Consider the following 11,669-nt stretch of genomic DNA (forward strand, 5'->3'; position numbering starts at 1 on the left):
TCCTCCTAGTGTCCTAATTCGTTAGCTAGTTGATTGAACTTTGATTAGCTTTCTGCTCGATAAAACGCTGCAGTCATACCTCCGTCTACTGGTACAATTGCACCAGTTATAAAACTTGCTTCATCAGATGCTAAAAAGTTTACTAGATTAGCTACTTCTTCTGGCTTTCCTATCCGGTCAGCTGGGATTAAAGACTTCATAATATCAAAATGTTCCTGCGGATTATCCGGGTTAAGCTCTCTGGCAACTCGTTTCGTAATTTCTGTGAGAATGGTAGCTGGAGCAATTGCGTTTACTCGAATATTTTGCTTTGCATTTTCCACGGCTGCAGTTTTCGTTAACCCGACTACAGCATGTTTACTTGCAACATAGGCACTTCGATTAAGCATCCCTCTTGTCCCATGAACAGAAGCTGTATTTACAATACTTCCACTTCCTTGTTCTTGCATTACTTGAAGTACATACTTCATTCCCAGGAAAACACCTGTTGTATTTACTTCCATCACCCGACTGAACATTTCTTCATCATACGTGCTTGTCGCAGTAACTTCTGCATCGATCCCTGCATTATTAAAGAAAACATCGATTCTACCAAATTGGTCAACTGCTTCGTTCACAAAGTTTTTAACTTCATCTTTTTTAGTGACATTCGCCTGTACAAAATGAACATCAGATGTTATTTTTTTTATTACTTCAATTGTTTGAGTTGCTGCTTCTTCATTCAAGTCAACGAGGACAAGCTTTGCTCCTTCATTTGCAAATCGCTCCGCAACTGCTCGGCCAAGACCTCCACCTGCTCCAGTAATGATGGCTACTTTTCCTTCTAATCTCATTTTGATTTCCTCCTGTGTATACTACTCATTTTTAATTGCTAGGTTTAAATAATGGAAGTTTTACTGAATCCCTTTGCTCAAAAACTACTTCAACTGGCATACCACATGTTATATCTTCTAAATCGCATTGAACGATATTAGTAATCATTCGAACCCCTTCATCTAAATCTACTAATGCCGGGATGTAGGGTACATCATCAGAAAAGCCTGGTGGTCCATATCGAACAATCGTGTAGGAATATACTTTTCCTTTTCCTGAGCTCTCTTTCCACTCGATGTTTGTACTCATACAATGAGGGCAAACAATTCTTGGATAATAGATATAATGGTTACAATCATTACAGTATTGAAGTAAAAGCTTTTCCTCATTGCACCCTTCCCAAAACTTTTTTGAATCATGATCAATTTTGGGAATTGGTTTTGCAAAACTTGCCATGTTAATCCCTCCCTAGAATACAAACCGATGTTGAGGATAAGACGCCACCAGTACCGTTTACTAATGCGGTTTTTGCGTCTTTTATTTGCCTTTTGTCGGATTCTCCTCTTAATTGTCTAACTGCTTCTATTAATAGAAAGATACCGTACATACCTGGATGACAATAGGATAATCCTCCTCCATTTGTGTTTAATGGAAACGTCCCTCCTGGTCCGATTCCCCGACTAGCTATAAAATCTGCTGCTTCCCCTGGCTTACAAAACCCTAAAGACTCCAGTGTAATGAGAACCGTAATCGTAAAAGAATCATATACTTGTACAACATCAATATCCTCATGTCTTAAACCAGACATCTCAAATGCTTTTTTCCCAGACACCGCTGCCGAAGAGACAGTCAAATCAGGCATTGCCTGTATGGACCAATGAGAGTGAGATTCTCCGTGTCCCAATACCCAGACTGGCTTTTTTCTACAATTCTTCGCTCGTTCAGGGGAAACAAGTACGATTGCTCCCGCGCCATCTGTTACAAGACAACAATCTAACTTATGTAACGGATCATTAATCACCGGAGAATTTAGCACATCCTCAACGGTTAAATCATCTCGTTTTGTTGCCTTTGGATTCAGTTTTGCCCATTCTCTGGCTGCTACTGCTACTTCTGCTAAACTTTCTGAACCAACGTTATATTGATGCATATATCTATTCGCAGCCATCGCATACGACCCGATTGGGAATGGTAACCCAAAAGGAGATTCATATTGCGCCGTTAAAATAGGTGGCATACCCGTATTTCTTGAACGATCTGACCTTTGTGTACTACCATAGACGATTAAAGCTACTTCACATTTCCCTTCCTTAATTGCTGCAGCTGCATGTCCTACATGTGCTTCAAAAGAAGAGCCTCCAATATTGGTTGAATCTGTGTATGTAGGCTCAATTCCTAAGTATTCAGATAATAAAGCTGAAGGGGCAGTACCGTAACCTGGCTGATGCCACATACCTGTAACAAACATGCCGTCCACTTCTTCTTTTTTTATCCCAGCGTCTTCCAATGCGCCTTTAGCTGCTAGCGCTTGAATCTGTAAAACGGTTAATCCATCTTTAACCTTCCCATTTTCCAGTTCTACTTCTTCAACCCCAACAATTGCAATATTGTCTTTCATTTTTCAACCTCTTTCCGTGCTCCATTATTTCTGATTAGCCAATAAATGTGAATTTTCCAACCATTTAGTGTTAAATGAACCTTCCAAAAATTCATTATTTTCCAAAATCAGTAAATGAAGTGGTATCGTTGTTTTAATCCCTTCGACATAAAAGGATTGTAATGTTGTTTTCAATTTATTAATAGCTTCTTCTCTCGTCTCACCTTTTACAATTACTTTTCCAACCATCGAGTCATAAAATGGTTGAATTTCGTAGCCACTATAACAAAATGTTTCTACTCTAATGCCTAATCCACTAGGAACAATATACTCACTAATCAATCCAGGGGATGGCATAAAATTATTTTCAGGATCTTCTGCATTTACTCTGCTTTCAATACTGTGACCAGATAGTACAATATCTTCCTGCTTGATCGAAAGTTCTTCCCCTTCACTAATTCGGATTTGTTCCTTGACAATGTCGATCCCTGTAACCATCTCTGTAACTGGATGTTCTACTTGAATTCTTGTATTCATTTCAATGAAATAATGTGCTTCTCGGTCGACATCCACAAGAAATTCAATTGTGCCAGCGTTAACATAGTCCGTTTCAGTAGTTAATCTAACAGCATCTGTATACAATCTGTCTCTTAACGTATCAGGAATAAAAGCACAAGGCGTTTCTTCTATTAATTTTTGGTGTCTTCGTTGAATCGAACACTCTCTTTCACCAAGGTGGACTACATTCCCATGACTATCGGCTAATATTTGTACTTCTACGTGACGTGCATTTTCAATATATCTTTCTACATATACAGAACTATCACCAAAAGCAGCATTTGCCTCTTTTTTTGCTTCCTGTATAGCTTCTTTTAATTGATCGGGACGATGGACGATTCGCATTCCTTTTCCGCCCCCACCGGCCGCTGCTTTAATGAGTAAAGGAAAATCAGATGGATCAGCTTTTTCAACGTCTCCTTCTATTCCTTCTATGATTGACACCCCGGCTTTTTTGGCAGTATCTCTAGCAGCAATTTTGTCTCCCATTAGATCAATATGGTCCGCTTTTGGGCCAATAAAGATAATGTTTTCTTCCTCACACTTGCGAGCAAATGCCGCATCTTCTGCAAGGAAACCATATCCTGGATGGATCGCGTCTGCTTTATATGCATGAGCTATTTCTAGAAGACTATCCATTTTTAAGTAACTTAAGTTAGAGGGAGCGGGACCGATACATACCTTTTGATCTGCCATCTTCACGTGTAAAGAGTCTGCATCAGCTTTTGAGTAAACCGCGATCGTCTTTATCCCCATCTCTTGACAAGCTCGAATAACTCGAACAGCAATTTCACCTCTATTGCCAATTAAGATTTTTTTTATTTTCATTGCATTGCTCCTAACTTTATTTTTGTACGACCATTTGAAATTTTTACAAAGCCGATATCTTTACTTTCCGTTAATTTCTTTAAGAGTGTTAATGTAGAATTTTTCGTCATATCATAATCTGTGTTAATCGGTCCGGCCTTTTTCATTTCGTCTACGTGATTACCTTTGATTAAATAGCGTAAAATTCTTTCTTCATCTGTCATATTAGGAAAGCGCTTTCTAAGTTCAGGAACAAATTCCTCTTCTTTCTTTTCTAGTGGAATGTTCTTTGAGCCACTTTCGACAATTTTATCGATGATATTTCCATCAATCGGTGCAATCAACTTTCCGTAATGACCGAGTACGTATTTTTTCACTTCATCTGGTACCACTTTATACCTTTCCCCATTCATCACGTTAAAGACAGCCTGCGTGCCAACGAGTTGAGAAAAAGGCGTTACCATGATTGGCCAGGCGAGTTCCTCCCGAATTCTTGAAATTTCCTCTAACACTGCGTCATATTTATCTTTAATTCCAGCTGCTTCTAGTTGGGAAACCATGTTCGAAAGCATCCCACCTGGAATTTGATGTTTATAATGAAAAGCGTCATATTCATTTGCCTGTCCTAACGGAAAACCTTCTCGCTCCGCAACTTCTGTAAAATGGTTACTTATGTCATCGATTAGTTGTTCATTCACTTTTACTCGGTAACCTAAATCCTTTAAATTTTTCACTAACGTCTGTGTTGTTGGTTGAGATGATGCATTTGATAAAGGGGAAACGGCTGTATGAATGATATCTACTCCGGCTTTCACCCCTTCGAGATAAACAAGAGGTGCCAAGCCAGTTAAGCAGTGACTATGCAGCTCAAGTGGTATATCCCCAAGTATTTCTTTCATTGCTGGTACTAGTGTCTTTACTCGTTCAGGCGTTAGAACTCCACCAGCATCTTTCAACATCACAGCATCTACGTCTGCTCTTTCGATTAATTCCTTTGTTTTTTGTTTATACAATTCATCTGTATGGATTGGGCTTTCACTAAAAACTAGTGCTCCAACAGTCTTAGCTCCTAATTTTTTCGCATGTTTCAAAGAACCTTCCATGTTATTAATATCGAGAAGCCCATCGAATACAGCGATTTTTCCAATCCCGTTGTCAACCATTTTTTCTACCATTAACTCGACAAGATCATCTGAGAACATATCGAATCCGATTAAATTTTTACTACGCATCCAAGCAATAGTCGGAACACTCGTAATTTTTTCATTGACAATTCGAATTCTCTCCCATGGATCCTCTCCTAAATAACGTACACATGCATCGAAATGGGCCATAGCCATTAATTCTACGGAATCATACCCAACATCATTTATTTTCTCCAAAACGGGCATCATCATTGGTGTTGTCATTCTTGTTGCCCATAAACTTTGATGTCCGTCTCGTAAAGTTGTATCAATAATCTTTACTTCCTTCATTTTGCAGACCCCTCAGCATTCATCTTTTTAATCAAAAAGAGAGGTTGATCGTATTCCACTAATTCTCCGTCCGATACGAACACTTCTTCAATTCGACCGTTTGTACCAGCTGGAACGGAGTTAAATAGTTTCATCACTTCGATAAGGCAAACTGTATCTCCAGCGCTTACCGTATCTCCTACTTTTACATACTCTTCTTCTTCTGGAGAAGGCTTGCTAAAGAACGTTCCTACCATTGGTGCTCTTACGGTAAAGGTATTTTCATCGGTTTTTATTTCTTCTTTTGGTTGTTCCAAAGTAGACGGAGCAACTTCTTGTGTTACTTGTGATTCAGCTGCTGAATTATTTCCTACTACCTCTTGAGGTTGTACTGTTGCAACCCTATTAGCCGCTCCGTTTGTATCGTTTTTGTTACCGATAATATCTTTAATATCACTTAAATCCATGCCTTTTTTAACGACTGTTAATTCAAAGTCTCCATCTTCTAGATTCAAATAGCCGTAATCTGATTCGTTTACATATTTCAGCATGGATAAAATTTCTTTTTCGTTTAATGTCATATAAAACACTCCTTCAACTTGTTCATTATCTTTTATCATCTTTTATCGAATTAAGGTAGTAAAGGTAGTACTTCGCCTTTTACAATTAGTTTTGCTTCGGTTACATCTTGAATCTCCTCGATTGACATGTCTGGAATCAACTCTTTCAATTCCAAACCTTCCTCTGTCACTTCAATCACTGCCAAATCAGTATAAATCCGTTTCACTACTCCAGCAGCGGTTAAGGGAAACGTGCATTCTTTCAAAATCTTAGGCTCTCCATTTTTGGTTGTGTGCTTCATCGTGATGAATACTTCTTTTGCACCTTTTGCAAGATCCATCGCTCCACCAATTCCGGGAATTGCTTTAGGATCTGTTATCCAGTTCGCTAGATCACCTTTCTCTGAAACTTGGAAACTCCCCATCACCGAAATATCAAGATGCCCTCCGCGAACCATCAAAAAGGAATCCGAATGATTGACAAAAACTCCTCCGTCTACGAGTGTGATTGGCTCAGCACTCACATTAACAAGATCAAGATCTTCCAGCCCTTCTGGAGGACGCTCTCCTGAACCTAGAATTCCATTTTCACTATGAAAGAGAATTTCCTTACCTTCTATAAAATTACTAACTAGAGTGGGTATCCCTATGCCAAGATTTACATAGGAGCCGTCAGGAATATCTTTTGCACAACGCATCGCTATCTGCTCATTAGATAATTTCTTTGCTATCATTATTCATGTCACCTTTCTCAAAATGAATCATTCGATCAACATAAATACCAGGTGTAATAATATGTTCCGGATCTAACGGACCATCAATGAACTCATCCACTTCAACAATCGTTACTTTTCCAGCCGGCGCCATGGTGGGATTATAATTTCTTGCTGCTTTGCGATAGATTAAATTCCCCCATCGGTCAGCTTTATAGCTTTTTATTAATGCAAAGTCTGCGGTTATTCCTAGTTCCAACAAGTATTCTTCTCCATTTATTACTTTCTTTTCTTTTCCTTTCTCTACTAGAGTCCCAACCCCTGTCTTCGTATAAAATCCACCAATGCCTGCGCCCCCAGCTCTAATTCTTTCAGTAAGAGTACCTTGAGGAACAACTTCTAACTCTATTTTTCCCACCTTGTATAATTCCTTGAAAATTTCACTGTTATTAGTCCGAGGGAAAGAACAAATGATTTTACTCACTTGCTTATTTGCTATTAATTGGGCGATACCATCATTTCCAATACCTGAATGATTTGTAATAAGTGTTAAATTGTTTACATTCATGTTCAGTAAATAATGGAGTAATTTTTTGGGTATTCCTGCATCCGTCTGCCCACCAATTAATAAAGACGAACCATCCTGTATATCACCCATGACCTCCCCTATCTCGGTAAACCTTTTGTTAATCATACAACGCACTCCTTCATCTTTTATGATAAATTTCTAGAAGCTGTTAGATGTTAATTTCTCCAGTTTTCGTAATACTAAAATTAAATTGGTACTTATCTGAACGAAAATATGCTACTGTTGATTCTCTCGGTTGCTTTTTCGTACAAAAAGTCGTTCGTTCCATTTTTAAAAATGGAGTATTTGAATCATTATCTAGCAAATCATTTAAGTATTCCTTAGCCTGTGATACTTTTATCGTGTATTTTGCTTTGTCTAATACGATAGATAATTCATTTTGCATTAAATCATAAATTTTCTTCTCTTGCACTTGAGATTCCGTAAACTCGAGTTCTGATGGAAAATAGACAGTTGAAAAAGCTAACGGTTGCTTATCGACATAGTAAATTCGCTCAATTGAAAAAACTTCTTCATTCACTGGTAATTCCAGATTTTTGGATATGTAAGGAGGTGGAATTACTTTGTCGTATCCAATTACTTCTGTATGCGTTTCCAATCCTTGCATAGCTAATATCTCATAGATCCCTCTTAGCTCATTAAAATCCATTTCAATTACAGGATTCTTTATGAACATTCCTTTTCCAGGGCTTACACTAATCATATCTTTTTCAACTAATTGAGAAATTGCTTTTCTAACCGTCGCTCTGCTTACGTCATATTTATCCACTAGTTCAAATTCAGTCGGCAATCTATCACCTTTTTGCATTTTTCCATTTTCAATCATGTCGGAAATATCATCTGCTATTTGTTGATAGATTGGAATACTACTCTCCCGCTTTATCAGCATTGCAAACACCTCATTTCCCCTTTTATCATTCATTTCAACTCCATGTATACAACTAAGTACATATGCATACATCTGCATACATCACCTTGCATTGAATAACACTTTATACAATTTTTTTTTATTTGTCAACAAGTTTTTAGAAAATTTTTAATGTGCTTTATTTATTTTTTATTCATTCAGTTGAAAATAGTATGGCGATAAGTGCGATTTATCTAAGAAAAAACAAAAAAATAAATCCCACAGTTTATTTGCAAGATTTAGTTCTATTTCGTCATAAATAATTTTTCCAGATCACTCCATCAACAAAAACTTTTCAAAATATTTTTGAATATCTTTTTTGAATCGACGTTTTTTTTGAACGACGTAGAAATCCCTCGTTAACTCAAAATTTTTCACATGGAGCTCCTTAAGCGTTTTATATGTTAATTCTTTTTGAACCGTTAATTCAGGTAAAATACTAATTCCTAAATTAGCTTCCACCGCACTCTTAATCGCTTGTACACTCCCTAATTCCATCGTATCTTCCATTTGTTCAAGAACTCCGTACTGCTCTAAGGCAGATTCCACAAGCAATCTTGTTCCAGACTCTGATTCCCTCCAAAGCATTTTTTCTTCAGCAAGTTGAAAGAGGTCAATCTCCTCATCTTCACTCCAAGGATGATTAAAGGCAGCGACAATGATTAAACGATCATTTGCAAACTCTTTCTTTTGAAAGTTTTGATGCTGAAATGCACTTTCAACTAACGCAATATCTATTTTATTTTCTTCCAATTCTTCTAATATACGAGGAGTGTTACCAATTGATATTGTAAATTTACCAAGAGAATGAGACCTTTTAAATTGCCCAATTAAACTAGGTAATAAATACTCCCCAATTGTAGGACTTGCCCCAATATGTAACGTTTGTTGCACCATCCCTTGATGTTCCTGAATACTCTCAAAGGATGCTTTATACAAACATAGAATTTCTTTCGCATAAGAATAAAGTATCTGTCCCGCCTCGGTCTTCTTTAACTTTCCATCCTCTCGCTCAAAGAGAGCGACCCCATAACTATTTTCTAGATTGCGAATTTGCCTCGTTACAGCCGGTTGTGAAACAAAACCGAGCTTGGCAGCTTTCGTCACACTCCCTTCTTCCACCACTCGACAGAACATCCGTAAACTTTCGATATTCAAAGCATCTCCTCCAGCTGTTATACATCTTTTGTAAATTTCATACGCTATCTATTTTATCATAAGGAAAAACTTCCCCGATTCAATTTTGTTATACGGTATAAAATAAATGTATTTTATTTATCGAAATTCTAATGCGAAAATAAAGATGGGAACTTTTTATTGGGGAGATGAACCGTGTGAACATGATGGAAGGAATACTCCTTTTAATTATCGGAGTGATTGCAGGTGGTTATGGGACAATTGTTGGCGCAGGTGGTGGATTTATCTTCGTTCCAGCCTTATTAATTGTATTTCAAATGAATCCAATCATTGCAGCTGGTTCTGGTTTAGTCATTGTCCTAATCAACTCTCTCACCGGAGTAGTAGGCTATGCTAAACAAAAAAAGATCAATTATAAAATTGCTTTAACAATTGGAATCAGTGCCATTCCTGGAGCACTACTTGGTGTATGGTTATTACAACTATATTCTTCTCAATATTTTTATGTTATATTCGCTACTATTTTAGTTGTCCTCGGTATTTTTTTATTTAGTAAAAACTCACCACTTGAAGGCCGACTTTTTAAAAAGCGCACTTCATCTAAAGTGAATCGAAATGACCAAAAGAAATTAAATCATAAATGGTTTCTTCCATTAGGATTCGTTATGGGAATTTTGTCAAGTTATCTCGGAATTGGTGGTGGTTGGCTCTTAGTACCAATACTAGTTTACTTATTTAAAGTAACGACACACCAGGCAGCAGCCACTTCTATTCTATCATTATGCATCTATTCAATCGTCGGAGTTGGTTCACAGCTCTTTTATCAAAACATCGACTGGATGGTCGTTATCTTTGGTGGGATTGGGGTCATGATCGGTGCACATCTAGGTGTCATATTATCACAAAGGATCCCGGGAAAAGTTGTGATGCAAATGCTCTCGGTTCTTTTGATTATTATTGGGATTAGAATGTATTTTCAGTAACGTTCCTGAAGAAAGACGTCAGCATTTTGTATGAAATATACTTTTGTGTGAATGACAATAGACACTAAACCCTACACAATTTCTTTTTTTGAAAGGCTCTTGATAATCCCAATCGCCATTACCGAAACAAAAATAGAGCTATTTTAATCTTTTAAATTTAAGTTTTTCACCATAACAGGAGCTCGTTTTTCTGTCCCACCTAAATTAACAAAATGAAAGTTTTCATACATTTTTAGCTGTGGGAATTCAATAACACCCTTTGAATCATTAGGGGTTATTGGAGGAGTTGCAATAACAACAATATAATCGAACATTAAATAACTACAATAAGATATAAACTTTTTCAATATTAATCGTTCTAATTCTTCATTATAATATTTGTTTTCTATTATTATCCTATCAAGTGTGACCACTTTTCCACCATAATCTAAATCATAACCATGATCGCCTTTTAGTAAGGTATACATCATATATTCTTCTTCACCTGAGATCGCATCAGCGCTTATAACAATCGATAAATCATCAGCAAACTCATATGTATTATAAAATCTGTAAAAAATGGATCCAATATGAGTGGTTTTATCAAGTTCCACCGCTTCTTCGTTAATATATGATGTTATTTCTCCAAAACCATTTATTATATATAGATCCTCATCAAATGAATTTGCATATGAAATATCAATAAGATCATTAAGCATGTATTTCCCCCCTATCTTCTTTCCAAAATCCTTTTCACTAAAAAGTGGCTTGAATTTAGTGTATTAATTAATCAATTAAAACATGTATGGTGATAATTGGGATGAAGCACAACCAGATGATGGAGGCAATAAAGAAGTTCTAATAGTAATTCCATTTTTTCTCCGATATCAGTTCTAAAAAACTCTTTACGATAGTTCACTTTATTCACTCTTTGTTTATCCAACTTTTTATGTAATTTTTGCTCAAGGCCTACTGCGTCATCACTAAATACCATTGCATGTACATCGAACTTAAAAGGAACAGATGCACTACCTAATTCATCTACTCTATCTTGAGGAACCATTCTTCTAGTCATTCCAATTTTAAATAGTTTGTTTCCAAACGAACCCAAGTTAGAAATAATATATACATATCCCGCTTTACCCAATGTTAAATTTGAAATTTCTTCTTTTTTACCTTCGATACTGCTCATTTGCAGTTCAAGTTCTTTTAACCGCTCTTCCAATTGTATTATTTTTTCATTATCCGTTTCTTTCATTAATAATTCTTTATTTCTTTCCATTTCTTGTTTAAATTTGTTTTCTTCTTTCTCTAATTTCTTCCGCTCTTCGGCAAGTAATTTTCTTTCTTGTGCTTCTTGTCTCATTTGCTCTTTAATCATTCTTTGCTCTTCTTTTTCACGCTCACGGTATACATAAGGAATTCTTATTGTAATCTTTTATTCGACAATACCCTCCTCTCATTAGTGTAATTATACCACATTATTACCAACATATTCCATTACTACCATCCATATTTAGTATGTCAAAATGAATATCCTGTCACTTTTTTGGAATAGTATGTTGGAATTTA

The 11,669-nt window shown here is 36.6% G+C and carries 13 protein-coding genes; 1 reads left to right on the forward strand and 12 read right to left on the reverse strand.

Annotated features, from left to right (window positions below; genetic code table 11):
* Positions 1-44: 44 nt before the first annotated feature.
* From DFR56_RS18245 to DFR56_RS18290, 10 genes are all read right to left on the reverse strand, one after another.
* Complete coding sequence (locus DFR56_RS18245; protein WP_110396885.1) at positions 45-833, reverse strand: SDR family NAD(P)-dependent oxidoreductase; 789 nt, start codon at positions 831-833, stop codon at positions 45-47.
* A 31-nt stretch (positions 834-864) separates the two neighbouring features.
* The gene (locus DFR56_RS18250; protein ID WP_110396886.1) at positions 865-1,269 is read right to left on the reverse strand and encodes a Zn-ribbon domain-containing OB-fold protein; all 405 of its coding nucleotides are present in this window, start codon (positions 1,267-1,269) and stop codon (positions 865-867) included.
* Between the two features lies 1 nt (position 1,270).
* A complete protein-coding gene (locus DFR56_RS18255; protein ID WP_110396887.1) occupies positions 1,271-2,431 on the reverse strand; it encodes an acetyl-CoA acetyltransferase in 1,161 nt (386 codons plus the stop codon).
* Between the two features lie 24 nt (positions 2,432-2,455).
* Positions 2,456-3,796 carry an acetyl-CoA carboxylase biotin carboxylase subunit gene (gene accC / locus DFR56_RS18260; protein WP_110396888.1) on the reverse strand — a complete coding sequence of 447 codons (1,341 nt, stop codon included), beginning with the start codon at positions 3,794-3,796 and terminating at the stop codon, positions 2,456-2,458.
* Positions 3,793-5,250, reverse strand: coding sequence for a pyruvate carboxylase subunit B (locus tag DFR56_RS18265; RefSeq protein WP_110396889.1), 1,458 nt, complete (start codon positions 5,248-5,250; stop codon positions 3,793-3,795). The genes accC and DFR56_RS18265 overlap by 4 nt, the downstream gene beginning before the upstream one ends.
* Complete coding sequence (gene accB / locus DFR56_RS18270; protein ID WP_158525713.1) at positions 5,247-5,810, reverse strand: acetyl-CoA carboxylase biotin carboxyl carrier protein; 564 nt, start codon at positions 5,808-5,810, stop codon at positions 5,247-5,249. The genes DFR56_RS18265 and accB overlap by 4 nt, the downstream gene beginning before the upstream one ends.
* A 50-nt stretch (positions 5,811-5,860) precedes the next feature.
* Positions 5,861-6,523, reverse strand: a complete 663-nt coding sequence (locus DFR56_RS18275; protein ID WP_110396891.1) for a 3-oxoacid CoA-transferase subunit B — start codon at positions 6,521-6,523, stop codon at positions 5,861-5,863.
* Complete coding sequence (locus tag DFR56_RS18280) at positions 6,501-7,196, reverse strand: 3-oxoacid CoA-transferase subunit A (protein WP_110396892.1); 696 nt, start codon at positions 7,194-7,196, stop codon at positions 6,501-6,503. Before DFR56_RS18280 ends, DFR56_RS18275 begins: the two co-directional genes overlap by 23 nt.
* A 43-nt stretch (positions 7,197-7,239) precedes the next feature.
* Positions 7,240-8,013 (reverse strand): GntR family transcriptional regulator, encoded by a 774-nt coding sequence (locus DFR56_RS18285; RefSeq protein ID WP_158525714.1) that lies wholly within the window; start codon positions 8,011-8,013, stop codon positions 7,240-7,242.
* Positions 8,014-8,271: 258 nt separating this feature from the next.
* A complete protein-coding gene (locus DFR56_RS18290; RefSeq protein ID WP_110396894.1) occupies positions 8,272-9,156 on the reverse strand; it encodes a LysR family transcriptional regulator in 885 nt (294 codons plus the stop codon).
* 182 nt (positions 9,157-9,338) lie between these two features.
* On the opposite strand from DFR56_RS18290, the gene DFR56_RS18295 reads away from it, so the two are divergent.
* Complete coding sequence (locus DFR56_RS18295) at positions 9,339-10,118, forward strand: sulfite exporter TauE/SafE family protein (RefSeq protein ID WP_242694527.1); 780 nt, start codon at positions 9,339-9,341, stop codon at positions 10,116-10,118.
* Between the two features lie 143 nt (positions 10,119-10,261).
* Here DFR56_RS18295 and DFR56_RS18300 read toward each other — a convergent pair whose 3' ends face one another.
* Together DFR56_RS18300 and DFR56_RS18305 are read right to left on the reverse strand one after the other, a co-directional pair.
* Positions 10,262-10,816: a hypothetical protein gene (locus DFR56_RS18300; protein ID WP_110396896.1), complete on the reverse strand. Its 555-nt coding sequence runs from the start codon at positions 10,814-10,816 to the stop codon at positions 10,262-10,264.
* A gap of 71 nt (positions 10,817-10,887) precedes the next feature.
* Entirely contained in the window at positions 10,888-11,478 is a 591-nt protein-coding gene (locus DFR56_RS18305; RefSeq protein WP_110396897.1) for a GIY-YIG nuclease family protein, read from the reverse strand.
* Positions 11,479-11,669: the final 191 nt, after the last annotated feature.

It is taken from the genome of Pseudogracilibacillus auburnensis (genome assembly GCF_003201975.1).
Taxonomy (GTDB): Bacteria; Bacillota; Bacilli; order Bacillales; family Amphibacillaceae; genus Pseudogracilibacillus; species Pseudogracilibacillus auburnensis.